The organism is Primorskyibacter aestuariivivens, assembly GCF_028023675.1.
Classification (GTDB): Bacteria; Pseudomonadota; Alphaproteobacteria; order Rhodobacterales; family Rhodobacteraceae; genus Marinovum; species Marinovum aestuariivivens.
The window spans coordinates 271,423-296,131 of record NZ_JAQIOZ010000001.1 but is presented as its reverse complement, the minus strand read 5'-3'; the positions used below and the strand labels follow the sequence as shown (position 1 = coordinate 296,131).

The following is a 24,709-nucleotide window of genomic DNA, read 5'->3' as shown; positions in this document are numbered from 1 at the left end:
TCTTTCAAACGGGCCCGGGAAACGTGGCGGGCATGGGGCTAGGGGTTGCGTGTGATCGGTGGCGGGTCGGTCTGGGTGCAGCTGGAACGGGCCAAAAGCCTGCTGGCATAGCTGCCTGTGATGGAGAAAAGCGCGCGGGCCGTGGACAGAGATTGCAGGGCGATTTTCGCATCCCGCGCGTTTGGCACGCTGTCGGTACACATCCAGACGATGCTTTGGCCGGTCCCCTTGATCTGGTTGTTCTCGTAATGCTGCTGGCAGACGAATACCGGCTGAACGACCGTGTCCTTGCTGGCGGTGGGGCCGAATGTCTGCACTTGTCCGGCATGCAGGCCGGTGACGCTTTTGTTCAGCACGATGACCTTGGCACGCTGCTTGTGCATCTGGATGCTGATGAACTGATGGGTGGCACTGGCCATGCTGATGCTGCTCCAGCCTTGCGGCGGGACGGCGTGGTAGCGCGTGAATTTGGGAAAGGGATACACCTTGCCGTCGGCGTCCAGCGCGGTGTTCGTGATGCCACTGGCATTGGCGGGCATCGACACGCTGACAAGGAGTATCTCAAGGGTTGCGGCGCTGAAGGCTCCGAGAGACAGGCTGAAGAAATCGGTGTCGGTGCCGGAGACGAACAGCATCGTGGCCATGGACGCATCACCGGTGGTGCCGGGGATCGTCACCGTGACCGGTGGTTTCCTGTTCGTCCAGACCACGTTCAAATCCGCCGTCTGGTCGTGCTGAGAGCTGTTATAGACCAGTGCAACATACAATTCCCCCGTTTTCAGGCTGGCGCAGCGTGCCGTCTGTCCCCCCTGAAGCGTCAGTAGCCGTCCATCGTTCCAATCAATGGTCGAGGCGCATCCCCCACGTTCCGGTCAGGGTCCCGGCGAGATGACGTGCCGGGACCCTGACGGTTTTCGGTTGCCTGTGCGTGTCAGGTCAGTGACTGAAGCGCGATGCTGGCGCTCTGCGAATCCTGTTCGCTGTCGGCATTCATCCAGACATATTGCTGGCCACCGCCCGAGATGTTGGCGCTGGTGCTTTGGGATTGGACGGCGGTAATCACGACCGTGTCCTTGGCCGAGGCTTTGGGCCCCATGGTCACCACCTGGCCATCCAGCAAACCGGCCGCCGTTTCGTTGAGAACAAAGACCTCGGCCTTTTTCGACGTGAACTGGCAGGAGATGAACTGGGTGATCGTGCTGACGAGGGTCACGTTGTACCAGCTCGACGGCGGGACGGCGAAATAGCGCTGATATTTGTTGAACGAATGCTGCGTACCATCGGCCGGAAGCTGCTGGTTACTGAGGCCCGATGTGTCGGTCGGCATGCTGACCGAACCCAGCCAGACCTCAACCTGTGCATTCTGGGAATTGGTGCCCAGCGAGACAGAGATGGTCTGGGTGTCGTCACCGGACACAAAGCCCATCGAGGCCAGACCATGGTTCCCGGTTGTACCCGGCACCGTGATGGTGACCGGCGGTTGAGAGTTTGACCAGACACAGACCAGATCAGCATCATTGTCATTCTGGGCCGAGTTATAGGCAAAGATGCCATAAATCTGCCCGGGGCGCAGGGTGGTGCAGGTGGCTGTGTCGCCTGCGCGCAGGGTGATGCGCTGGCCGCCGTTCCAGTTGATTGCGGATGCGGCAATGGCAATGGAATGCATGTGGAAGTCCTCCGGTTGGTGTGTTCGTTTGTTATCTCAAAAGCGATTCTGGAGACGGGTGCGTCAACCAGAACGTGCGCAGACGGTGGGCCGGAGGCGAAGTTGACGCAACGATAATGCGAGTCAAACTGTGATCTATGTCCGAAAATAAGTTCGCCTAAGAGTGAAGCGACGTGGCACTGGATACGCGTAAGGCGGGTATTTTGGCCTTAAATCAACGGCTTGGGTTTTCTAGCTAAACGTGTGGTGTGGCAGGACCGCTTTCGCGTTAGCCAAGGCATTCGGCAGCAATGTGATACTCGCCTCAAAGAGCGTGCCGAATTGGAGCGGTGTTCCGTGCCCATGGCGTCGTGTGTGCCGTGCTGGCCCTCACGGCACTGATGTTTCCAGAATGGAAACAAATTCATCAGAAACATGGCGTTTTTAATGAACTGTTAACAAATGACTTACAGCTTAAGCGTGTGTTTTTGGCTTGGGGTGCGATCAGAGGGATCATGTTGGGCTTTAAGAAGTCGGCGTTGTGTATGGCATTGCCCGTGATGGTGCTTGGGGGTGTTGCGCTTGAATCGCCAATGGCCAAGGTGTGGCTGGCTCAGGGGCCGATCCAGTCCGGACATGCCGAGGTGGATTGTGCGGGCTGCCACGAAGCCAGCCCGGGAACCATTCGCCAGCAAATTCAGGCGAATGTGCATTATGCCATCAGGCTGCGCCCCGACAGTGCCGATTTCGGCAAGGCCCCGGTGACATCCGAGACCTGCCTGAACTGTCATGAGCGTCCCAATGAACGGCATCCGATTTACCGGTTCCGCGAGCCGCGCTTCATCGAGGCGCTGGAAACCGTGGCCGCGGATACCTGTCTTGGCTGCCATACTGAGCACAGGGACGAGCGTGTCGCCAGCGACATGGGCGTTTGCCGCGCCTGCCATGAAGACCTGAAGATGAAGAACGATCCACTGGACCAGCCTCATGTTGATCTGGTCGCGGCGCAGAACTGGGGAAGCTGCCTTGGCTGCCATGATTTTCACGGCAACCACGTTTTCGAGCCGCCCCGTCTGATGGCGGCGCGCATCCCGGAACAGCAGATCAAAGCCTATCTGCGAAACGGGCCACCTCACTATGGATCACGTAAACTCTATGAGGCGAAACCGGAATGAGCCTGAACAAGATCATCGCAGCGGGCGGGTTTGTCTGCCTTGCTATTTACCTCTTTGTCACCGCGCCGCCGCCCTTGCCGTCACAGGCGGCGCGCGCAAGCGACGCGCGGGCGTTGCCGGTGGTGCATCTGTTCGACGCGGTAAACGCAATCAATGATGCGGCCCGCTCCACCTATACCGCGCGTGTGGTGGGGGGCGGGCTGAAGGCCGGGTTGAAATACGGGGAGGACTGGGCCGAGCCGGGGGTCGAAAAGGGGCCTTTGCCCGCGTTGTTCCTGCGGCTGGCTGCGGCCAAGATGGAGGCCAAGCCGCCGCGTCTGGGGCTGTATCTGGGGTCAGACGCGCCGATCGAAGCCTCCAACCTGTTCAGGGGGGCGCAGGCCAATGCCTTTGAGCAGTTGCGTGCCACATCGGCACCGGTGTTTTCAAAGACCGAACGCGGCGATGAGGTGGCGATGTATCCGGACATTGCCTCGGCACAGCCTTGTGTGACCTGTCACAATGAACACGAGGACAGCCCCAAGACGGATTGGACGCTGGGTGACATCATGGGGGCGACCACATGGACCTATCCGGCGGCGACCCTGTCCGCGGCGGAATATCTGGAGGTGACCGAAGCACTCTACCGCTCGGTCGAAGAGGCGTATCAGGATTATCTCGACAAGGCCGCGGGCTTTGCCGATCCCGTGCCCGCCGGTCCGGGCTGGCCCGATGCAGAGAACCGCATCCTGCCGGATCTACCGACCTTCATGGCCGCGGTGCGGGCCAAGGCGGGGGATCCGGTGATGCGGGCGCTGATCCTGACCACGGCAAAGGAGATGGGGCAATGACCGCGCTGATCCTGCGGGTCCGGCGCCGGCCCTATGTCATTCTCGGGTTGATAGGGCTGTCCCTTGTGGTGCTGGTCTTTACTGCCGAAACCGCGCTGCAGCCCACGCGCTGGGCGGGGTCTTTGTCATGGCAGGTCGCCACGGGCACCGCCTTGCTCGCCGCGATCCTCTATCAATGGGTGCTGCTCTGGGTCCGCGACCGCAAAGCTCCCGCTCGCAAGCAACGCAAACACTATACGGCACATCGCTGGGTCGGGGTGGCCACAACGCTGCTTTTTGCCGTCCATGCGGTGCGTTTTGGTCATGCCTGGACCTCGGTTCTGGCGGTGACCTTTATCGCCGTGGCCGCGACCGGGCTGCTCAATCGCGAGGTTATCCCCTATCGCAGCAGCTGGCTCTATCACCTCTGGCTGTGGGTGCATATCGCGCTGGCCTCGGCGCTGTTACCGCTCATTGCCGTGCATGTCTGGATCGCGCTCAGTTACCAGTGACCGCGACTTCCTGCGTCATCCGGCCCGTGACCCGGTCAAAGATCAGGATGCGGTCATCATCGGTGACCACCGCAACCCATCCTGTTCCAAAGGTCACCGCTTGCGGTGTCACATCGGCGGGCAGGGTCAGATCCTCTGGCACCTGCGGACCGGGATCACGGAAGCGGATGACAATCAGCACGATGATCAGTATGACCCCGCCAATCATCACGCCCGTGAGCACCGTCACCAGCACCCGCAGAAAACGCAGGTTCGACGGTTCGGGCAGATCGTCATGCTCATCAGGGGCCATATTCATGCCGGAACTCCGTTTCACCATTGGCGCCAATCCGCCCGCCCGCCTTGATAAGGCCTTGGCCCGCGATGTGCCAGAGGAGGCGGCGCTGTCGCGTACCCGGCTTGCGCGGCTGTTGGAGGCCGGGGCCATCACGCTGGACGGCAAGGTCGAGGTGAACCCCAAGGCCAAGGTGAGCGAGGGGGCCGAGGTGGCGATCACGCTGGAGGAAGCGGCCGAGAGCCATATCCTGCCCGAGGATATCGCTCTGGATATCCTGTTCGAGGATGACGCGCTGATCGTGGTGAACAAACCGGTCGGCATGGTGGTGCATCCCGCGCCGGGTACGCCGTCTGGCACGCTGGTCAATGCGCTCTTGCATCATTGCGGTGACACGCTGTCCGGGGTGGGCGGAATGAAGCGCCCGGGCATCGTGCACCGCATCGACAAGGATACAAGCGGCGTGTTGGTGGTCGCCAAATCCGACGCGGCCCATCACGGGCTGGCCGCGCAGTTCGAGAAACACAGCGCCGAACGCGCCTATCGGGCGATTGTTTACGGCGTGCCGGATGCCGCCGATCCTCGGCTGCGCGGATTGCGCGGGATCAGTTTCGAGCCGGGTAATGTCATGAAGATCACCACGCAACTGGCGCGCCACCGCACCGATCGGCAGAAACAGGCGGTCTGTTTCGAGGGCGGGCGACATGCGGTCACACGCGCACGGTTGTTGGAGAGTTTCGGTACGCCGCCGGTGGTGGCGCTGATGGAATGCCGCCTTGAGACTGGGCGCACCCATCAGATTCGGGTGCATATGGCCCATGCCGGGCATGGGTTGATCGGCGACGCGACCTATGGCGGCAAACGCAAACTGCCCCAAAAAGCTCTTCCGGAGCCTGTGGTGAGCGCTTTGGCGGGATTTCCGCGACAGGCGCTGCATGCGGCAAAGCTGGGATTCGCGCATCCGGTCACGGGCGATTGGCTCGATTTCGAGGCGCCCTTACCTGAGGATATGCAGGCCCTGCTGGCCCAGTTGCGGGGGAATGGGCTGTAATATTCCCATGCGGAATTGCAGGCTATCGCGCAAATGTTTCATTTTCGGTCTGCGATTTCGCATGATCAGCACAAAATCACCCCTTAAGATGACAGCAATTGTCAAAACCCGCACATCCGCGTGAGGCGCGTGTCACAACGTTGGCGTTCTGAACAGATCAGTTTAATATTTATCGCAACGGAGGATATATGCCCTTGAAAAGCATGTTTCCTACCCCATATTGAATGTTAACAGTGTAAACATTGGAGGGACTGACATGGCTAACTACGCAAATCTGCCGGCCCCGACGCCCGAAGGCGGCCTGTCCCGGTATTTGCAGGAAATCCGGAAGTTTCCGCTTCTGGAGCCGGAAGAAGAATACATGCTGGCCAAGGCTTGGGTCGAGAAAGAAGACACTCAGGCGGCCCATAAGATGGTCACCAGTCACCTGCGACTGGCGGCAAAGATCGCCATGGGCTACCGCGGCTATGGCTTGCCGCAGGCCGAGGTGATTTCTGAGGCAAACGTGGGTCTGATGCAGGCCGTGAAACGCTTTGACCCGGAAAAGGGCTTCCGCCTTGCCACCTATGCGATGTGGTGGATCCGCGCCTCGATCCAGGAATATATCCTGCGGTCCTGGAGCCTTGTGAAGCTGGGTACCACCAGCGCGCAGAAGAAGCTGTTCTTCAACCTGCGCAAGGCCAAGGCCAAGATCGGCGCGCTTGAGGATGGCGACCTGCGTCCCGAGAACGTCAAGCAGATTGCGCATGATCTGGGCGTGACTGAGGACGAGGTGATCTCGATGAACCGGCGCATGTCCGGTGGCGATGCCTCGCTCAATGCCCAGGTGGGGCAAGAGGGCGAAGGCTCGATGCAATGGCAGGACTGGCTGGAGGATGAAGACGCCGACCAGGCCGCCGATTACGAGGAACGCGATGAGCTTGAATCGCGCCGTGCCATGCTGGCCGAGGCGATGGATGTGCTCAATGATCGCGAAAAGGACATCCTCACCCAGCGCCGCCTGTCCGATGAGACGGTTACGCTCGAAGACCTGTCCGGTCAGTATGACGTGAGCCGTGAACGCATCCGCCAGATCGAGGTGCGCGCCTTTGAAAAGCTGCAAAAGCGCATGCGCGAACTGGCCAAGAAACAGGGCATGTTGCCCGCGGCATAAACCTCAAGACTTTCCCCAGGGCCTTCCCTCAAAGGCACGAGAGGCCGGAGCATCGCGCTCCGGCCTTTTTCTTTGACCTCACCCGGGGCAGGGGGCATGTTTGCGCAAACAAATCGGGGAGCATGACATGTCGGATCATCTGCGCTGGGGCGTTCTGGGTGCCGCGAAATTCGCACGCGAACATATGGCACCCGCCATTCACGCCGCGCGCCGGGGGCGTTTCGCGGCGATTGCCACGTCGAGCGCCGACAAGGCCGCGCCTTTCGTGGACATGGAGCCGGGGTTGGATGTGTTCACCGATTACGACGCGATGTTGGCCAGTGACAGCATCGACGCGGTCTATATCCCGCTGCCCAATCATCTGCATGTGGAATGGGCGGAAAAGGCCCTGCGCGCGGGCAAACATGTGTTGGTGGAAAAACCGCTGGCGATGCGGGCCGATGCGTTCGACAGCGTGATGGCGCTCCGCGATGAGACCGGGTTATTGGCCGCCGAGGCCTATATGGTCGTGCATCACCCGCGCTGGCAAAAGGTGCGTGAACTGGTTCAGGCGGGCGAGATTGGCGAACTGATCCTGTGGGATACGGTGTTTTCCTATGACAACCGGCGCGACGGCGGCAATATCCGCAACCGGGCCGAGACCGGCGGCGGCGCGATCCCCGATATCGGGGTCTATACCTATGGCACCGCGCGCTACGTGACCGGAGAAGAGCCTGACGAGATTCTGTCTACGGCGTTCACATGGGAAAACGGGGTCGATGTCTGGTCGCATGTGACGGCGCGATTCCCGTCGTTCCATTTCTCTGCCGTCAACTCCATGCGCATGATGCCCCGGCAGGAGGTCACCCTTCAGGGGGACAAGGGAATCCTGCGGGTTAAAGCGCCATTTAACGCGGGCGTGTTCGATCAGGCGGAATTGTCGCTGGAGCGCCCGGGGATGGAAATCGTGACATGGCGCTGGCCGGGGGTGAACCAGTATGTGTGCCAGGTCGAGAATTTCAACAATGCAGTGCTGGATGGAGCCGACTATCCCTGTCCGCTTGAGTTCTCCAAGGGAACGCAGGCGATGATCGACCGTGTGTTCGACGCCGCGGGTCAGCCGGGCTGAACGACAAAGGCCCCCGCCATGGCGAGGGCCTTTATTCAATTGTAGATCAAAGCGTTACGCGGCAGCGTTCTTGTTTGCCGGTTTCGCCTTGCCGCTGTTGGCGTCGATGAAATCGAGCACCAGCGGGCGGATATTGTTACGCCAGGATTTGCCCGCGAAGATACCGTAATGGCCTGCTTCGGGCTCCAGATGGCTGGCTTTCTTGCTGTCGGGCAGCCCGGTGCAAAGATCCAGCGCGGCAACACATTGGCCGGGAGCCGAGATGTCGTCCTTGGCCCCTTCGACGGTTTTCACGGCCACGGTGGTGATCTTGCCGATATCCACTTTCTTGCCGTTCACCACGAATTCGTTCTTGGCAATCTCGCGATTCTTGAAGATCCGTTCGACGGTGGACAGGTAGAATTCAGCCGGCATGTCCATCACGGCAAGGTATTCGTCATAGAAGCGGTTATGCGCATCGTGGTCGGACGCCTCGCCCCGCATGACGCGGCCGATCTGGTCCTGGAACGCCTTGGAGTGGCGGTCGCCATTCATCGACATGAAGGAGGCAAGCTGCAACAGGCCGGGATAGACCAGTCGTCCCACGCCCTTATATTTGAACCCGACCCGCTGGATCATGGTTCCCTCAAGCTGGCCCATGGTCACGCGGCGGCCGAAATCGGTTACGTCGGTGGGGGTCGCGTCGGGGTCGATGGGGCCACCGATCAGCGTCAGCGACCGGGGCTGTGCATCTGGGTCTTCCTCGGCGAGATAGGCGGTCGCGGCCAGCGTCAGCGGGGCGGGCTGACACACCGCGATCACATGGGTTTCCGGGCCCAGATGACGCATGAAATCAACGAGATACTGGGTGTAATCCTCGACGTCGAACTTGCCCTCGGACACCGGGATGTCGCGGGCATTGTGCCAGTCCGTCACGAAGACCTCGCAATCGCGCAGGAGCGACCGCACGGTCGAGCGCAGGAGCGTGGCATAGTGGCCCGACATGGGTGCAACCAGCAGCACACGGCGCGGCGCGGGTTTACGACCGGCCACTTCGAAATGCACCAGATCGCCGAACGGGCGGCTGACTTCGGTGCGAACATTGACCAGATGGTCCTTGCCGTCTTCGCAGGTGAAAGAGTGAATGCCCCAGTCGGGTTTCACGACCATGCGGTGAAAGGCTCGTTCCGTGACCTCACCCCAGGCCGCCAGCCAGTTCATGCCCGGGTTGGGCCAGAGCGCGAAGACCGGATAAGAGGCCATCGCCTCTGCGGTTGCGCCGAGCCATTGGTTGGTGTTGCGCACGGTCTCCATGAGATCATAGGTCGCCATGTAACGCATGAGGCGTCTCCTGCTTTCCTTGGGCGAATCTATGCCCGGTTGTTTTGTCGCTTTGACCCCTCCTGCAAAGCGCCTTTATGCTGCGAGTGCGAGAATATAGGGGATTCGTGGAGATGACAATGAATGAGAACGACGCAGGTAATAATGTTGCGCATCTCGACGAGAATATTGCCAAAATTGAGGACTTGACCAAGCGGCTTACGCAAGCATTGACCCGCAAGCAGCCACCGAATCCGGGCATCTCGACGCCGGATCAGGAATTGTTTGCACATGCGGCAACGGCCTATTGGCAGGAAATGCTCAACAACCCCTCGAAAATCATCGAACATCAGGTCGAGTATTGGGGCAAGACGCTGAGCCATTTCGCCGAGGCGCAGAGGCAACTGGCCAGCGGCAAGCTTGCCGCGCCCGAGGACAAAACCCCCGCCGATCCACGTTTCAAAAACGAGATGTGGAAGACCAACCCCTATTTCAACTTCATCAAGCAGCAATACCTGATCAACTCCGAGGCCATCAAAAATGCCGTCGAGGATATCGATGACATGGATGAGAAGGAAAAGCGCCGACTGCGTTACTTCTCGCAACAGATCGTCGACATGATGGCGCCGACCAATTTCTTCGCAACCAATCCCGACGCATTGCAAAAGGCGATCGAGACCGAGGGCGAGTCGGTTGTGAAGGGGCTGGAAAACCTTGTGGCCGATCTTGAAGCCAATAATGGCGAACTGGTGGTGAAACTGGCCGATGACAGTGCCTTCTCGATTGGCGAGAACATTGCCACGGCTCCGGGCAAGGTTGTGTATCGCAACAAGATGATGGAGCTGATCCAGTACAGCCCCAGCACCGAAAAGGTACATGATATCCCGGTGGTGCTCTTTCCGCCCTGGATCAACAAGTTCTACATTCTCGACCTCAAGGAAAAGAACAGCTTTATCCGGTGGGTGGTCGACCAGGGTTACACGCTGTTTGTGGTCAGCTGGATCAACCCCGATGTCAGCTATAGCGACGTGTCCATGGATGACTACGTTCAGGACGGTTTCCTGCGCGCCATCGAAGAGGCCAAGTCGATTTGCGGCGTGAAACAGGTCAACACCGTCGGCTATTGCATCGCGGGCACCACTTTGCACCTGACACTGGCGCTGTTGCAGAAACGCGGCGATAAATCGGTCAAGTCAGCAACCTTCTTTACCGCGCTGACCGATTTCTCGGACCAGGGCGAGTTTACCCCATTCCTGCAGGATGATTTCGTCGACGGGATCGAGGCGGAAGTGAAGCAGCAGGGCATTCTGCGGTCTTTCATCATGGGGCGGACCATGTCGTTCCTGCGCTCCAACGATCTGGTCTATCAACCGGCGATCCGCAATTACATGATGGGCGAAACCCCGCCCGCCTTTGACCTGCTCTACTGGAACGGCGACGGTTCGGGCCTGCCGGGCAAGATGACGGTGCAGTATCTGCGCGGGCTGTGTCAGCGCAATGAATTCATCGAAGGCGGTTTCGAAATTCTGGGTGAAAAGCTAAACATCCGCGATGTAAGCGTGCCGCTCTGTTCCATTGCCACCGAGACCGACCATATCGCGCCATGGAAAGACGTGTATCGCGGTTTCCTGATGACCGGCAGCCGGTCCAAGACCTTCATCGTCGGACAGTCGGGCCATATCGCGGGCATCGTCAATCCGCCGAGCAAGAAGAAATACGGCCACTATACCAATGACGACCTGCCGGATACGGCGGACGCCTGGATGGAGGGTGCGGAGTTCCATGAAGGCTCTTGGTGGCCGCGCTGGGAGAACTGGCTGCGCGGCCGCGCGGGCAAGATGGTCGAGGCGCGCGAACCGGGTGATTCCCAGCATCCGCCCCTTGCTGATGCGCCCGGAACCTATGTGAAGGCCAAGGCAGCCATCTGATTTTTCGGCAGAAATTTCCAATGCTGCGGCGCAGAAAAAATACTTGAAATGCCGCGCCGCAGCATGTATATATTTTGCAGCTGCAGAAACAACGGGGTGGGCCCGTACAGCTGACAAAGGATTTGAGACATGGCCGCTGCAAAAGCACAAGACGTCACCGCAATGCTGAAAGACATGATGGGCGCGTTCCCGGTAGACACCGCCGCATTCGAAGACGCTTTCAAAACTCAGGCAACCCTGAACGAAAAGCTGTCCGGTGTTGCTCTGGAAGCCGCTGAAAAGTCCACCGAGATCTCCTCGAAATGGACCAAAGACACTCTGGCCAAACTGGCCGAGATTTCCAAAGCCAAGGCAGAGCCGGCTGACTATGCCAAAGCAATGACCGATTTCGCCTCTGCTCAGGCCGAAGTTGCTGCCGAGAACATGGCTGCCTTCGCTGAAGTTGCGAAAAAAGTGCAAATGGAAACCGTCGAGCTGATGATGGCGGCTGGCAAAGACTTCTCCGAAGAAGCAACTGCCGCTGTGAAAAAAGCAACTGACGAAGCAACTGCTGCCGCCAAGAAAGCGACCGCTGCTGCGAAGTAAGAATTGACCAGAGCGCCGACCTCCTCCCTGAGGCGCTTGTCATTCGGAAAGACGGGTTCGAAAGAGCCCGTCTTTTTCTTTGTTGGTGCAACGTGTTGCTGCCCGCTCGAAGAAAAATGCTGCAGTGCAGAAAAAAGACTTGAAATGCCGCGGTGCAGCAATTACTTTGGGTTCAGACGATAACAGAACGGGATTGGCCCGTTCGCCGCAAAACAAGGATTAAGATCATGGCCGCTGCAAAAGCCAAAACCGCACAAGACGTCACCGCAATGCTGAAAGACATGATGGGTGCCGTTCCCGTTGACACCGCCGCTCTGGAAGGTGCCTTCAAGAACCAGGCCGACCTGAACGAAAAGCTGTCCGGTGTTGCTCTGGAAGCCGCAACCAAATCCGCTGAGCTGTCCACCAAATGGACCCAGGACACTCTGGCCAAGCTGGGCGACGTGTCCAAAGCCAAAGCACAGCCCGCTGACTACGCACAGGCCGTGACCGATTTCGCAACTGCCCAACAAACCGTTGTGAGCGAAAACCTGGCCGCCTTTGCCGAGATCGCCAAGAAAGCACAAAGCGAAACCGTTGAGCTGATCATGTCGGCTGGCAAATCCTTCCAGGCGGAAGCTTCGGCTGCCGTTCAGAAAGCGACTGCCGCTGCAAAGTAAGACATGCATCTCGCGCCGACCTCCTCCCTGAGGCGCGGATCATTGGAAAGGCGGGCCCGACCGGGTCCGCCTTTTTCGTTGTGCAGCGACATGCTGCGTCGCATCATCGCGGCACTTCCTTTTTTTTCTGCGGTAGCGTAGGGTTTGCTGCAGCGCTGAAAAGTCCGGGGAGGGTCGCTTGTGTCAGATGCATCGAAACCATTGCTGATCAAACGGTATGCCAGCCGCAGGCTGTATAATACCGAAACCAGCGATTACGTGACGCTGGAAGATATCGCGGGTTTCATCCGCGATGGTCGCGATGTTCAGATCATCGATCTGAAATCCGGTGACGACCTGACACGGCAATATCTGCTTCAGATCATTGCAGAACATGAAAGCCGCGGCGAGAACGTGTTGCCGCTGGGCGTGCTCAACGATCTTGTGCGCAGCTACACGACACAGGCGCAAAGCGTGGTGCCTCAGTTCCTGAGCGCGTCATTTGACATGCTGCGGCAGGGCCAGAATAAGATGATGGAAATGAACCCGATGGCCAAGATGCCCGGGTTCGAGGCCATGCAGGCGCAGCAGGAAGCTTTCATGAAGGCGATGACCGGCGGCTGGACCGCTCCGGGCGCGGAGGCCAAGGATACCTCCGAAAGCGGTGGGTCCGAGAAGGCGGCCGAGGGTGAGGATCTGGACGAGATCAAGAAGCAGCTCGCCGATCTGCAATCCAAGCTGTCGAAGATGAACAAGTAACCCGCGCGATGAACGGCGACATGCGTAAGGCGGACAGCCCGGATGGCTTTGCACCCGGGGCTGTCGTGCTGCAGCTATGCGCCACCTGTCCGGGGCAGGGGGCACACGCGTTGCAGGCTGCGCTGGAACAGGCCAGCTTTGACGTGCCTGTCCGGCTGGCGTTCCAATCCTGCATGAATGGCTGTTCCGATCCGGTCTCGCTCGCGCTTCAGGGGCCGGGGCGGGCGACCTATTTCTTTGGCGGGATCGATCCCGAGGCCGATTGCGCGGATATCATCGCCACGCTGCACGCCTATCTGGCGGCGGATGCGGGCTGGATCGAGGATGCAACAGCCTGTGGTCGCTTGCGCTTTTGCCTCAAGGGGCGGGTGCCGGCGCTGGTCTAGAGAGATCGCGTCAGTCGCCCGGGGCCACCGTGATCACCTGAACCGCCTCCAATGCCCTGTCTCCGACGGCAAGCAGCCGATGGTCATTGGCATTCAGCGAGACCTTCACCTCGACCTCACCTTCGGGCAGATTGTCCAGATGCACCCAGGGGCTGTAGACGCGCCCAAGTTTCACCCCGTTGATATAGACATGCGCATGGCCTTCGCCGGGCACGTGGTCAAGGCTGGCGCGTTCCGGAGAAAAGGCGAAATTCTGCGTCATGATATGCAGGTTCCAGCCGCTCGCCGGGTCAGGTGTGATATGCGTCATGAGCGTCGGCGCATCGCTGCCCAGCGCGATCTGCAGCATTTCGTCATGCTTGCCATGCCCGGCATGCCCGCCGTCAAGCGCGCCGTGATGGGCCGGGTCCGCATGGTCGTGACCATCCAGCGTGATCCCGTTGCCAGCCGCATAGGTGAACCCCAGCCCGCCGCCAAAGACCAGCCCGATCAGGAATAGAGGAATGGAGCGATCCATGTGGTCCTCCGAATAGCTCAATGCGAAGTTAAATCCGGGCCGCGTTGCGGTTTCGCAGCCCGGTTGTCGTCTTGGTTATCTGCGGCCATCGGTAGGCACAGGCAGATTATCCATGCCCCTAGGCGGTTTCGTCGCGGGACCAGAAATATCCCGCGAATCCGCCCAGCATGACCCAGGCCGCAAGCCCGATACCAAAGGCCCGCGCGGCAAACAGCGCGCCAAGCTCGGTCGGGACGGGGCCGGTGAAGACGTCAGGTTGCGGCGCACCAACCACATGCGGCGCAAGCAACAGCACCACCGCCGCGCCCCAGGCGGTCCAGCTTTGACCAAAGGCGATCAGCCACATGGCAATCGCGGCAGCCAGCACCGTGGCCCCCCACCAGATTTGCCGTGCGGTGATATCCGCCGCCGCCACCCCCGGTACTTCCGGTGCGAGCGACAGACCCGGCGCGAAATGTACGGCAATGAAACCGCAGACGCCCCAGATCAAGCCGCTGCGCCCGTTGATGGAGGCACCGCGCTCCTCGGCCACCGACATCAGGGCCACGAGCACCAGCGCATAGCCCGCATAGATCAGCATGGTGAAGATGATACTCAGCCCGTCCCGCACCGCGTCGAAACCGCCAAGCTCCTGTACTGCCGGGGCCAGCTCCTGTGCGCCGAAATGCACAAGGTCGCCGCCCTCGTACAGCTCCGCATGGAGCAGCACAGGCTGCACGAAATACAGCTGCAGCAGGGCGGTAATCAGCCCTGCTGCAGCACCAGCGAACAGCGCGCTGGTCAAAATCCGTGTGAACATGAGGTCAGTGGCAGGGGAAGCCGGTGGCGTGGCGCACGTCATGTGCCGCGTCGTGCAGCGCTGCGGCCTGAACATGGCCGGTGATCGCAACGATGCCAATGCCAAAGGCCACGGCCAGAATGGCGGCGCTGATGCGGGAGGTGCTTTTGACTGCGACGGTCTGTGTTGTCATTTCTGTCTCCATATTCCTTCTCACCCGAAGGCGCGTGTTCTTGTTGGACCGCTCAGGTCTCCTGGCTTCGCGTGTCAACACCTGCGACCGGCCTTCCCGGATTTCTCCAGTGGCGTATTCGGCCCGGCTCTCCGCTTACAGTTGCGGGGGCAGCTGCAGATTTGGCGGGGTGCCGCACTGCATTCCCTTAGTTGCTGGCGCATGTGGTGCGCCAACTCCGGTCGTATCTTTGGGATGCCAGACAATTGTCGGCCCCGTCAATCTGTTTTCGCCCAATCTGCGGCAGAATGCGACGGATGGCCCCGTGTCTGCTCACGTCCCGTAGGCGCGTTCCGGCGTCACGGCCTGCTCTGCGGCACTGACAAGCACATCGGCGATGAAATCGCATTCCGCAGGTGTCAGGCGTGCGGGCAGGCGCACGTCACAGGCGCGCATCAGCATGGCGCGTGTCGCGGGGAGGTCGCGGGGCAGGTCCGGCACGAAATGCCAGTTCCAGAAGGCACGCGCATTGTCCGCCGACAGGCCAAAGATCTGCACCTTGACCCCGGCTTCGGCGGCGATGCGGGCAAAGTCGCGGCGCGCGTCCTCGCTCATGCCATCAAGGTTGAACTGGATCGAATCCGGCGCGCGCTCTTCGGCGGGCAGCTTGTCGGGTACGGTGATCCATGGGCTCTGGTTCAGCTTTGCGGCCACATGATCATGGTTGCGCCGCCCGTCCGACACGCGCCGTTCCACATGGGCCAGCTGCGGGCGGATCACCGCCGCCGACAGGTTGGACATGCGAAGGTTATAAAGCGGCAGGGTATTCTGAATGGCGGGGAACACATCCATGAGCACCGGGTGCTTGTTCCAGTTATGCTCATAGGCACCCGACATGATGATCGCCTTGGCCACAATCTCGGGATCGTCGGTGATCATGATCCCGCCTTCGCCCGCATTGACCAGCTTGTAGGATTGGAAGCTGAAGCAGCCGATCCTGCCCATGGTGCCGATCTTCTGCCCGTTCCAGCGGGTGCCCAGCGAATGCGCGGCATCTTCCACCACGGGAATGGAGCGCGCGTTACACATGGTCATGATCGCGTCCATGTCCGAGGTATGGCCGCGCATATGGCTGATGATGACGGCCTCGACCTCGTCCAGCTTGGCCTCGAAATCCGCCAGGTTGACCCGGTAATTGTCGCCCACCTCGCAAAGTACGGGGCGGCATTCCGCATGCACGACCGACGACGGCACTGCGGCAAAGGTGAAAGCCGGGATCAGTACCTTGGCATCACGCGGCAGGCCCAACGCCTTGAGCGACAGGAACAGCGCAGCGGAACAGGAGGACACCGCCAGCGCGTATTTCACGCCCATGAAAGCGGCGAATTCGGCTTCCAGCAAAGACACCGGCGCGTTTTCCGGCGCGGTGTAGCGGAACAGGTCTCCGGATTGCAGGAGACGGTCTATCTCTTCCCGGGCCGCCTCGGGGATCGGTTCGGCATCATGGACATTCGGGGCCTGCATCATGGCTGTCATTTTGCTTTTCCTTAATTAGCCTTTCAGGAAAAGTAAAACAAAGGAGCTGGGCGCAAAAGTGAAATTTCCATGACCAGGTGAAGACGGGCGAAACTGTGCCGGAAAAGTCAGACCCCAAGCCGGTCGCGCAGCGCGTACCAGCTCATCGCAAGGGTCAGGAGCGGGGTGCGGAACATGCCTCCGCCGGGAAAGGCCGGGACGGGCAGGGCGGCCATGGCGTCGAACCCGTCCTGTTCCCCCATCACCGCGCGCGCCATCAGCCATCCGGCATGGGTGGCGGTGCCGACGCCGTGACCGGAATAGCCCGAGGCCGACAGAATGCCCGTGCCCACCCGCGCCAGATAGGGCAGTCGCTTCATGGTGATGGCAAGCGTGCCACCCCAGGCATAGTCGATCTTCACATCTTTCAGATGCGGGAAAATCTCCAGCATCGGTCCGCGCACCTTGGCGGCAATGTCGCTTGGGAAGCGGTATCCATAGGTCTCACCGCCGCCAAAGAGCAGCCGACCGTCATGGGACAGGCGAAAGTAATTCACCACAAATCGGCTGTCGGCCACCGCCACGTCGCGGGTCAGCACCTCTGCCTTTCGCGCGCCCAGTGGCTCGGTCGCGGCGATGAAATTGTTGATCGGCATGACGCGGGCAGAAACCTTGCGGTTGAGCCCGCCCAGATACCCATTGCCGGCAAGGATGATGTGATCGGCCCTGATCCGCCCGCGATCCGTCTGGACCAGCCCCGGCGTCACGCGATGCACATGGCTGTTTTCATGGATCACCGCCCCGGCATCCCGCGCCGCACGCGCCAGACCCAGCACATAGCGCAACGGGTGCAGATGCGCGGCGTCCCAGTCGATCACACCGCCCTTGTAATCGGGCGAGGGGCAAAGCGTGTGGCAAGCCTCGGCATTGAGCCGCTCCATCGCGTCATAGCCATAACGATCCCGCAGGAACCCGGCGTATTCATAAAGCTCCGCAACCTCTGTGTCGCTCGACCCGGTCCAGGCCACGCCGGGACGCAGGTAGCAATCAATCTCATGCTCGGCGATCAGCCGCTTGACCAGCGCCTTTGCTTCTTCTCCCATCTGCCAGTATTTCGCCGCATCCGCGCGCCCGAGCATCTTTTCCAGTGCCTGCTGGTCCACCCGCTGCCCCGAGCCCAATTGCCCACCATTGCGCCCTGATGCACCAAACCCCACGCGATGCGCCTCGAGCACAACTACGCGCCGCCCCGCCCGTGCCAGTTCCAGCGCCGCCGACAGCCCGGTATAGCCCGCGCCCAGGATGCAGACATCCGCCTGCACCTCGCCGCGCAAGGGCGCAAAGGGGTCAAGAAGCTCCGCAGTCGCCGCGTACCAGCTATCCGGATACTGCCCCTGTTTATCATTGGAAAACAGCAGGTTCATGGCGCGGTCCAGTCCTTCTTTGGCTCAAAAATATCCTGGGGGTGAGGCCGCAGGCCGAGGGGGCAAAGCCCCCTGACATCACACGTTCAGCAGCAGATGCTCCCGCTCCCATGGCGAGATGACCTGCAGGAATTCTTCATATTCCGCGCGTTTCACGATGCCATAGACCCGGGCAAATTCCTCGCCCAACACGCCATGCAGGTCTGCGGCCTCGTCAAACAGATCCAGCGCCTGTCCCAACACCTGCGGAATATCCGGCTCGCCGTCATAGGCATCGCCACGGAATTGCTTGTCCGGGCGTTCCTCGTTCACCAGTCCCAGATAGCCACAGGCCAGCGAGGCCGCGATGCCTAAGTAAGGGTTGCAGTCCATCCCGGCCATGCGGTTTTCCACCCGTCGCGCTTCCGGGTCCGAGATCGGGATGCGGATGCCGGTGGTGCGGTTGTCGCGGCCCCATTCCAGATTGATCGGCGCGGCGTGATCGCGCACGAAACGGCGATAGGAATTCACATAGGGCGCGATCACCGCAACAGCGGCGGGCATATGCTTTTGCAAGCCGCCGATGAAATGGAAAAACGCATCCGTTTCGCCGCCCTGCGGCCCGGAGAACAGGTTCCGCCCGGTCTCGATATCGAGGATCGAATGATGGATATGCATGGCCGATCCCGGCTCATCCTCGATCGGTTTGGCCATGAAGGTGGCAAAGCAATCATGGCGCAAAGCCGCCTCGCGGATCAGCCGTTTGAAATAGAATACCTCGTCGGCGAGCTTGACCGGGTTGCCATGGCGCAGGTTGATCTCCAACTGCCCCGCGCCGCCCTCCTGGGTGATGCCGTCGATCTCGAATCCCTGCGCTTCGGCGAAATCATAGATGTCGTCAATCACCGGGCCGAACTCATCCACCGCGGTCATGGAATAGGCCTGCCGCGCGGCGGCGGGGCGACCCGAGCGGCCCATCATCGGTTCGATCTTCTTGGCCGGGTCGATATTGCGCGCCACGAGATAGAATTCCATCTCCGGTGCCACCACCGGTTTCCAGCCCTGCTTGTTATACATCCCGACCACGTGCTTGAGGACGTTGCGCGGGCTGAACGGGATCGGTGTGCCATCGCGGGCAAAGGCGTCATGGATCACCTGCAACGTCCAGTCGCCGGTCCATGGCGCGGCGGTGGCGGTGGACATGTCCGGCTTCAGGATCATGTCGCGTTCGATAAAGCCACCATCGCCCGCGGCCTCGCCCCAGTCACCGGTGATGGTCTGGTAGAAAATCGAGTCCGGCAGGAAGAAATGCGATTGCCGGGCGAATTTGCTGGCAGGCACGGCCTTGCCCCGCGCGATACCGGGCAGGTCGGAAATGATGCATTCCACCTCGTCCAGCCGCCGGTCCTCGAGATAGGCGCGCGCGGCCTCGGGAATCTGATCGGTCCAGTCGCTCATGAGAGGCTCCTTTCCCGGAAGAACCGGGCAATCTGGTTTGCAAGCCGAGCATTGTCGGTGGGCTGGTCAAGCGTGGCTTTGGCCGCCTCAAGCTGGTCATCGGGCACCACACCGCGTCCGCGCGTGCGGATCAGCCCGTCGATAAAGCTGGCTTCGAACTCGGGATGGGCCTGCACGGTGAACACCCGGTCGCCATAGACCAGCGCCGCGTTTTCGCAGAATTCGTTCGACGCCACGACCTGCGCGTCCACCGGGCGCACCGTGACCTGATCCTGATGCCAGGCGTTCAACGCCACCGGCTCACCGCCAAAATCATAAGTCTTGCGGCCAACAGCCCAGCCGCGCCCGAATTTCTCGACGCGGCCCCCCAGCGCCTGCGCGATGATCTGATGGCCAAAGCAGATGCCCACGACAGGCACCTGTGCCACATAGGCGTCGCGGATGAACTGCTCCAACGGCGGGATCCAGTCATGCGGCTCATAGGCCCCGTGTTTCGATCCGGTGATCAGCCAGCCATCGGCGGCGTTGACCGTCTCGGGAAACACCCCGTCGACCACGTTGTAGTTCTCGAACTCAAAGTCTTGCCCGTCGAGGAGTTTGCGGAACAGCGCTTCGTAATTGCCCAGATCCGCCAGTTCTTCGGGCGTGTGGCCGGTTGTCAGAATACCGATCTTCATGAATCACCAATTGGTTGTCTCAGACCGTGTCGAGATAGATCTCGACCCGCTCCGCTTCGCTCAGCTCTTCCATATAATGCGCCTCCTGCCGTTTGGTGAGGAGGAAATTGCGGATAAGCTCGGGCGCAAAGATGCGCTTGATTTCGTCGCTCTGCTCAAACGCGTCCATTGCGGCGTCCCATTGCGTGGGCATCTGCGGCAGGTCCAGCGCATAGGCATTGCCGGAGATCGGTTCGGGCGGCTCGATCCCGTCCTCCATCCCGTTCATCGCCGCGCCTAGTATGGCGGCGAGCATCAGGTAGGGGTTCACATCGCCGCCTGCGACACGGTGCTCGATCCGGCGTGCCTTGTGGTCGCCGGACGGGATGCGCACGGCCGCCGTGCGGTTTTCATAGGCCCAGCAGACACCGGTTGGGGCATGTGCCTCGGGCACCAGACGGTCATAGGAATTGGCATGCGGGGCAAAGATAAGCCCGCTGTCCGGCATGGCGCGCAGGCAGCCGGCCACAGCATGGCGCATGATGTCGCTACCTTTCGGGCCGCCATCGTCGAAAATGTTGTTGCCGTCCGCATCCAGCACCGAGAAATGCGTGTGCAGACCCGAGCCCGCATAATCATCATAGGGTTTCGCCATGAACGACGCGGCAAAGCCGTAGCGCCGCGCCAGCCCCTTGACCAGCATCTTGAAGAGCCAGGCATCATCGGCGGCACGCAGCGCGTCATCACCATGCATCAGGTTGATCTCGAACTGGCCCAGCCCGGCCTCTGAAATCGCGGTATCGGCGGGAATATCCATTTCCTCGCAGGCGTCATAGAGATCGGTGAAGAAGTTGTCGAAACTGTCGAGCGCCCGGATCGACATGGTTTCGGCCCCCTTGCGGCGCTTGCCCGAGCGTTCCGAGACCGGCACCTGCAGCGAGCGGCCACTATCGTCGATCAGGTAGAATTCCAGTTCCACAGCCACCACCGGCGTCCATCCCTTCGCTGTGTAGCGGTCCAGTACGGCGCGCAACGCGTGGCGCGGGTCGCCGTCATAGGGGCGGCCATCCTCGCGGAACATCCAGATCGGCAACAGCGCGGTCGGCGCTTCCAGCCAGGGCATGGGCAGAAAGCCGCGTTCGGTGGGTTTGAGCACCCCGTCACGGTCGCCGGTCTCGAAGACCAGCGGGCTGTCGTCAATATCCTCGCCCCAGATATCGAGGTTCAGCACCGAGACCGGGAACCGCGTGCCGTCCTCGACCACCTTGTCGGCAAAGCGGGTGGGGACACGTTTGCCGCGCGGCTGGCCATTGAGATCGGCGGCGGCGACGCGGATGGTGCGCACCTGCGGGTTCTTGCGCAGCCAGGATTTCATTGCATTGGCGGACATTGGGACACCGGATGAATAATTTGATCAAATTATGGGTAACGCTCCGCCGCCCCCTTTGGCAAGGCTGAAATCAGCGGATGACGTTGGGGCGGAACCGAACCTTGGCGCGCCGCTCGCGCGGGAGATGCCGGTTCAGACGCCGGTTCACCAATCCGAACAGCCCGATCAGGAGCAGAGTCAGCAGGATGAAATACCCGGCCAGGATGGGATAGGGGATGAACGGGTTGAATGTCTTGTCGGCAAAGTAGTTCGCATAATAGAGCGCATCCCCTCGCTGTTGCTGCGCCGGGAAGCCCGAGAAAAACACCAGCGTCGTGGCGTGAAACAGGAAGATCGCCTCATTCGTATAGGCGGGCCAGGCCAGCCGCAGCATGGTGGGCCAGATGATCCGCCGGAAACGCGCCCAGCCGGAAAAGCCATAGGCATCGGCCGCTTCGGTGTCGCCCTTGGGGATCGACAGCAGCGCGCCGTAGAAGATTTCGCCGGAATAGGCGGCGGTGTTGAGAAACAGCACCACCAGAGCGCCCGCCCAGGCCGAGGTGAAGGGCGTGAAGATGGGTGCGACCTGTTTGAGCGAGAGGAACAGGAAATAGGCAAAGAAAAACTGGATAAAGAGCGGCGATCCCCGGAAAATGAAGATGAACCATTCCGACGGTTTGCGTAGCCAGACGCTGTGCGAGGCCTTGCCCAAAGCCACCGCCGTGGCCAGGAAAAAGCCCGAACAGAGCGCCAGCACACCGAAATAGACGTTCCAGATCATCCCCGACCCGATCAGCACCACTTGCTGGCAGATCGTGAAATCCGAGCGCGGCAACAGCCGCTCGCCAATCCCCACCGAGCGCAGGGCGTAATCCGCAAGGGTCTCCCAACAGCTCATGCTTCGCGCCCCATGGGTCTTCTTCTGTTTGAAAATACCTCGGGGGAGTCCCGCAGGGACGGGGGCAGAGCCCCCAAAAAGACAGTGATGATCATGCCGTTTTCCTCATGCCGCCTTCCTCTGCGCTTCGCCGCCTGCGGTGGCCTGCCCATGGGTCAGCTTTTTCATCACCCGGTCCAGGACCACTTCGGACACACGGGTAAAGGCAAGGTAGAAGATCAACAGAACGAGGAAGTACCACATGCGCCAGTCGCCATGGGGGTAATCGGTAAAGCGCGGCGTCTTGGTGCCGCCCAACTCGCGCGCCCAATAGACGATATCCTCTACCCCAAGCAGGAACAGCAAGGGCGTTGCCTTGATCAGCACCATCCACAGGTTGGACAGACCGGGCAGGGCATAGACCCACATCTGCGGCACAAGGATACGCCAGAAGGTCTGGCGCTGGGTCATGCCGTAGGCCTCCGCCGTCTCGAGCTGCGCATGTGGCACGGCGCGCATGGCCCCGAACAGCACATTGGCCGCAAAGGCCCCGAACACGATGGCAAAGGTCAGCACGGCAAGGAAGAACCCGTAGGTTTCATGCACCCATTGCGCGGCATTGCCCAAGGGCAGCTTGGCCGCGTCGCAGACCACGAAATCGCTGCCCTGCCGGATCGGTTGATCCCAGTCGGGGCATTTCACCTTGTGGCGCAGCCACTCAAACCCCTGGTCCAGCGCGATCACGAAGAACAGGAAAAACGCGATGTCCGGCACGCCGCGCACCACCGAGATATAGGCCTTGCCGACCCAGCGCAGGGGAAAAAACCGCGCCCGCGCTGCTGCCGCGCCGCCAAAGCCGAACAGCAAAGCGGTCGGCGCCGTGATGGCCAGAAGCAGAAGCACCGTGCCGAACGAGACGTAGAACGCCATATGTTTGCCGGTGGTCAGGTAGCATGACAGCCACGTGAGCCCGGAAAGCGTGTCAGGATCGGCGCAATAGGAAAACATTCAGGCGGTATCCGGCGGAAGGGGCGGGCAAAAGTTTTCGAAAACTTTTGTCAAATTTCTTCGAAGAAATTTGCCCGCCAGGTGGAAAGGGCGATCAGAAGGTTTCGCCAATCTCCCATTTTTCAATCAGCGCGTTCAGGCTGCCATCGTCTTTCATGGACTGGATGGCCGCGTCGAACTTGGCACGCAACTCGCCATCGCTTTCACGCAGGCCCATGCCGACGCCACCACCGATCAAGACCAGATCACCGTAGAATTCCAGTTCCGGATCCTCTTCGGCAATCGGCGTCAGAAAGGCGCGGTCGGCCAGTACTGCGTCGGCCTCGCCGTCACGCACGGCGGCGATGGTTTCTTCGGGCGAGGCAAATTCCAGCAGGGTCGCGCCAGAGGCCGCCACGTGAGACGCCTGGATTGTACCTGCCTGCGCGGCGATCACACCACCTTCCAGATCGACCGCCATGCCGTTCTTGGCAAGATAGGCCGACGGATCAGGCTGCGTATAGTTTTGCGTGAAATCAATCACTTCGTCGCGCTCATCGGTGATCGACATGCCCGCGATGATGGTGTCGTAATTGCCCGACACAAGGTTCGGAATGATCGAATCCCATTCGTTTGTGACCCATTCACAGGTCAGCTCGGCCCGCGCGCAAAGCTCGTCGCCCAGCTCACGTTCGAATCCGTCCACTTCGCCCGCGTCATTGATGAAGTTGAACGGAGGGTAAGCGCCCTCGGTGCCCATGCGCACCACGTCGCCATGGCTGCCGGCAAAGGCCATGGAGGCGCTCAGCGCGATCGCGGCAGTGCCCAGAAGAATGTTTTTCATGATTTGCTCCCTTGTTTTGGTTCTTGTTCAAACGGCCATGGTCGAGGAGAGGAACCCCCGAAGCCGTTCAGATTTGGGTGCGCCAAAGAGTGTTTCGGGCGCGCCTTCTTCCTCGATCAGCCCCTGATGCAGGAACACGACATGGTCGCTCACATCATGGGCCATTTTCATGTCATGGGTCACGATCAGCATGGTCCGGCCCTCGCTGGCCAGATCCTTGATCACGCGTACCACCTCTTGCTCAAGTTCCGGATCCAGCGCGCTGGTTGGCTCGTCAAAGAGCAGCGCTTCGGGCTCCATTGCCAGTCCGCGCGCAATCGCGGCGCGCTGTTGCTGGCCGCCGGACAATTGCGCGGGATAGACATCGCATTTGTCGCCGATCCCCACCTTGTCCAGGTAATGCCGGGCCTTTTCCTCGACCTCGGCCCTGTCCCGGCCCAGCACGGTCACCGGGGCTTCCATGACGTTTTGCAGGATCGTGAGGTGGGACCACAGGTTGAACTGCTGAAACACCATCGACAGGTTCGTGCGGATGCGCAGCACCTGTTTCGGATCGGCCGGGCGACGACCATGCCCGCTGCCTTTCCAGGAGACCGGCTCGCCCTTGAACAGGATCTCGCCCTGCTGGCTGTCTTCCAGAAGGTTGGCGCAGCGCAGCAGCGTGGATTTGCCCGACCCGGAAGACCCGATCAGCGAGATCACCTCGCCCTTATGCGCGGTGATCGACACACCCTTGAGCACCTCTAGCGCGCCATAGCTCTTGTGCAGGTCGCGGATCTCGATAACGGGGGTCTGATCGGTCAAGGCGTGG

The 24,709-nt window shown here is 60.6% G+C and carries 27 protein-coding genes and 1 riboswitch; of the genes, 11 read left to right on the top strand and 16 right to left on the bottom strand.

Going from position 1 to position 24,709, the window contains the following annotated elements:
• Positions 1–38: 38 nt before the first annotated feature.
• Entirely contained in the window at positions 39–767 is a 729-nt protein-coding gene (locus PGB28_RS01535) for a hypothetical protein (protein ID WP_271419705.1), read from the bottom strand.
• Positions 768–931: 164 nt separating this feature from the next.
• Positions 932–1,666: a hypothetical protein gene (locus PGB28_RS01530; protein ID WP_271419704.1), complete on the bottom strand. Its 735-nt coding sequence runs from the start codon at positions 1,664–1,666 to the stop codon at positions 932–934.
• A gap of 329 nt (positions 1,667–1,995) precedes the next feature.
• Between PGB28_RS01530 and PGB28_RS01525 the strand changes: the two genes are divergently transcribed.
• The 3 genes from PGB28_RS01525 to PGB28_RS01515 are packed head-to-tail and all read left to right on the top strand — an operon-like array spanning position 1,996 to position 4,141.
• Positions 1,996–2,820: a cytochrome c3 family protein gene (locus PGB28_RS01525; RefSeq protein ID WP_271419703.1), complete on the top strand. Its 825-nt coding sequence runs from the start codon at positions 1,996–1,998 to the stop codon at positions 2,818–2,820.
• Positions 2,817–3,650: a c-type heme family protein gene (locus tag PGB28_RS01520; protein ID WP_271419702.1), complete on the top strand. Its 834-nt coding sequence runs from the start codon at positions 2,817–2,819 to the stop codon at positions 3,648–3,650. Before PGB28_RS01525 ends, PGB28_RS01520 begins: the two co-directional genes overlap by 4 nt.
• Positions 3,647–4,141, top strand: coding sequence for a hypothetical protein (locus PGB28_RS01515; protein ID WP_271419701.1), 495 nt, complete (start codon positions 3,647–3,649; stop codon positions 4,139–4,141). Before PGB28_RS01520 ends, PGB28_RS01515 begins: the two co-directional genes overlap by 4 nt.
• Here the strand turns inward: PGB28_RS01515 and PGB28_RS01510 are convergent.
• Positions 4,128–4,439: a DUF6476 family protein gene (locus tag PGB28_RS01510; RefSeq protein ID WP_271419700.1), complete on the bottom strand. Its 312-nt coding sequence runs from the start codon at positions 4,437–4,439 to the stop codon at positions 4,128–4,130. The genes PGB28_RS01515 and PGB28_RS01510 overlap by 14 nt on opposite strands.
• On the opposite strand from PGB28_RS01510, the gene PGB28_RS01505 reads away from it, so the two are divergent.
• From PGB28_RS01505 to PGB28_RS01495, 3 genes are all read left to right on the top strand, one after another.
• Positions 4,438–5,466 (top strand): RluA family pseudouridine synthase, encoded by a 1,029-nt coding sequence (locus PGB28_RS01505; RefSeq protein ID WP_271419699.1) that lies wholly within the window; start codon positions 4,438–4,440, stop codon positions 5,464–5,466. The genes PGB28_RS01510 and PGB28_RS01505 overlap by 2 nt on opposite strands.
• 256 nt (positions 5,467–5,722) lie before the next feature.
• On the top strand, positions 5,723–6,619 hold the full coding sequence (gene rpoH / locus PGB28_RS01500) for an RNA polymerase sigma factor RpoH (RefSeq protein ID WP_271419698.1): 897 nt from the start codon (positions 5,723–5,725) through the stop codon (positions 6,617–6,619).
• Between the two features lie 127 nt (positions 6,620–6,746).
• Positions 6,747–7,727, top strand: coding sequence for a Gfo/Idh/MocA family protein (locus PGB28_RS01495; protein ID WP_271419697.1), 981 nt, complete (start codon positions 6,747–6,749; stop codon positions 7,725–7,727).
• A 54-nt stretch (positions 7,728–7,781) separates the two neighbouring features.
• On the opposite strand, the gene phaZ is transcribed toward PGB28_RS01495, so the two are convergent.
• Positions 7,782–9,047, bottom strand: a complete 1,266-nt coding sequence (phaZ, locus tag PGB28_RS01490) for a polyhydroxyalkanoate depolymerase (RefSeq protein WP_271419696.1) — start codon at positions 9,045–9,047, stop codon at positions 7,782–7,784.
• Positions 9,048–9,160: 113 nt separating this feature from the next.
• On the opposite strand from phaZ, the gene PGB28_RS01485 reads away from it, so the two are divergent.
• From PGB28_RS01485 to PGB28_RS01465, 5 genes are all read left to right on the top strand, one after another.
• Positions 9,161–10,954, top strand: coding sequence for a PHA/PHB synthase family protein (locus PGB28_RS01485; protein ID WP_271419695.1), 1,794 nt, complete (start codon positions 9,161–9,163; stop codon positions 10,952–10,954).
• Between the two features lie 129 nt (positions 10,955–11,083).
• On the top strand, positions 11,084–11,539 hold the full coding sequence (locus PGB28_RS01480; protein ID WP_271419694.1) for a phasin, PhaP: 456 nt from the start codon (positions 11,084–11,086) through the stop codon (positions 11,537–11,539).
• A gap of 227 nt (positions 11,540–11,766) precedes the next feature.
• A complete protein-coding gene (locus tag PGB28_RS01475; protein ID WP_271419693.1) occupies positions 11,767–12,198 on the top strand; it encodes a phasin, PhaP in 432 nt (143 codons plus the stop codon).
• Between the two features lie 180 nt (positions 12,199–12,378).
• The gene (gene phaR, locus PGB28_RS01470) at positions 12,379–12,936 is read left to right on the top strand and encodes a polyhydroxyalkanoate synthesis repressor PhaR (protein WP_271419692.1); all 558 of its coding nucleotides are present in this window, start codon (positions 12,379–12,381) and stop codon (positions 12,934–12,936) included.
• Between the two features lie 20 nt (positions 12,937–12,956).
• A complete protein-coding gene (locus PGB28_RS01465) occupies positions 12,957–13,322 on the top strand; it encodes a DUF1636 family protein (protein WP_271419691.1) in 366 nt (121 codons plus the stop codon).
• A gap of 10 nt (positions 13,323–13,332) precedes the next feature.
• Here the strand turns inward: PGB28_RS01465 and PGB28_RS01460 are convergent, their stop codons facing one another.
• From PGB28_RS01460 to PGB28_RS01405, 12 genes are all read right to left on the bottom strand, one after another.
• Positions 13,333–13,839: a hypothetical protein gene (locus tag PGB28_RS01460; protein ID WP_271419690.1), complete on the bottom strand. Its 507-nt coding sequence runs from the start codon at positions 13,837–13,839 to the stop codon at positions 13,333–13,335.
• Between the two features lie 118 nt (positions 13,840–13,957).
• Positions 13,958–14,638: a CbtA family protein gene (locus PGB28_RS01455; protein WP_271419689.1), complete on the bottom strand. Its 681-nt coding sequence runs from the start codon at positions 14,636–14,638 to the stop codon at positions 13,958–13,960.
• Between the two features lie 4 nt (positions 14,639–14,642).
• Complete coding sequence (locus PGB28_RS01450) at positions 14,643–14,810, bottom strand: CbtB domain-containing protein (RefSeq protein ID WP_271419688.1); 168 nt, start codon at positions 14,808–14,810, stop codon at positions 14,643–14,645.
• A 40-nt stretch (positions 14,811–14,850) separates the two neighbouring features.
• Positions 14,851–15,040: riboswitch (cobalamin riboswitch) on the bottom strand.
• A gap of 82 nt (positions 15,041–15,122) precedes the next feature.
• Positions 15,123–16,316, bottom strand: coding sequence for a DegT/DnrJ/EryC1/StrS family aminotransferase (locus PGB28_RS01445; RefSeq protein WP_271419743.1), 1,194 nt, complete (start codon positions 16,314–16,316; stop codon positions 15,123–15,125).
• A 116-nt stretch (positions 16,317–16,432) separates the two neighbouring features.
• Positions 16,433–17,728, bottom strand: a complete 1,296-nt coding sequence (locus PGB28_RS01440; protein ID WP_271419687.1) for an NAD(P)/FAD-dependent oxidoreductase — start codon at positions 17,726–17,728, stop codon at positions 16,433–16,435.
• A gap of 78 nt (positions 17,729–17,806) precedes the next feature.
• Entirely contained in the window at positions 17,807–19,165 is a 1,359-nt protein-coding gene (locus tag PGB28_RS01435) for a glutamine synthetase family protein (protein ID WP_271419686.1), read from the bottom strand.
• Positions 19,162–19,842 carry a type 1 glutamine amidotransferase gene (locus PGB28_RS01430; protein ID WP_271419685.1) on the bottom strand — a complete coding sequence of 227 codons (681 nt, stop codon included), beginning with the start codon at positions 19,840–19,842 and terminating at the stop codon, positions 19,162–19,164. Before PGB28_RS01430 ends, PGB28_RS01435 begins: the two co-directional genes overlap by 4 nt.
• A gap of 19 nt (positions 19,843–19,861) precedes the next feature.
• Complete coding sequence (locus PGB28_RS01425; protein ID WP_271419742.1) at positions 19,862–21,196, bottom strand: glutamine synthetase family protein; 1,335 nt, start codon at positions 21,194–21,196, stop codon at positions 19,862–19,864.
• An 85-nt stretch (positions 21,197–21,281) separates the two neighbouring features.
• Positions 21,282–22,088, bottom strand: a complete 807-nt coding sequence (locus PGB28_RS01420; RefSeq protein WP_271419684.1) for an ABC transporter permease — start codon at positions 22,086–22,088, stop codon at positions 21,282–21,284.
• Between the two features lie 105 nt (positions 22,089–22,193).
• Positions 22,194–23,075, bottom strand: coding sequence for an ABC transporter permease (locus PGB28_RS01415; protein ID WP_271419683.1), 882 nt, complete (start codon positions 23,073–23,075; stop codon positions 22,194–22,196).
• Positions 23,076–23,169: 94 nt separating this feature from the next.
• Positions 23,170–23,898: a transporter substrate-binding domain-containing protein gene (locus tag PGB28_RS01410; RefSeq protein ID WP_271419682.1), complete on the bottom strand. Its 729-nt coding sequence runs from the start codon at positions 23,896–23,898 to the stop codon at positions 23,170–23,172.
• A 27-nt stretch (positions 23,899–23,925) separates the two neighbouring features.
• Positions 23,926–24,702 carry an ABC transporter ATP-binding protein gene (locus PGB28_RS01405; RefSeq protein WP_271419681.1) on the bottom strand — a complete coding sequence of 259 codons (777 nt, stop codon included), beginning with the start codon at positions 24,700–24,702 and terminating at the stop codon, positions 23,926–23,928.
• Positions 24,703–24,709: the final 7 nt, after the last annotated feature.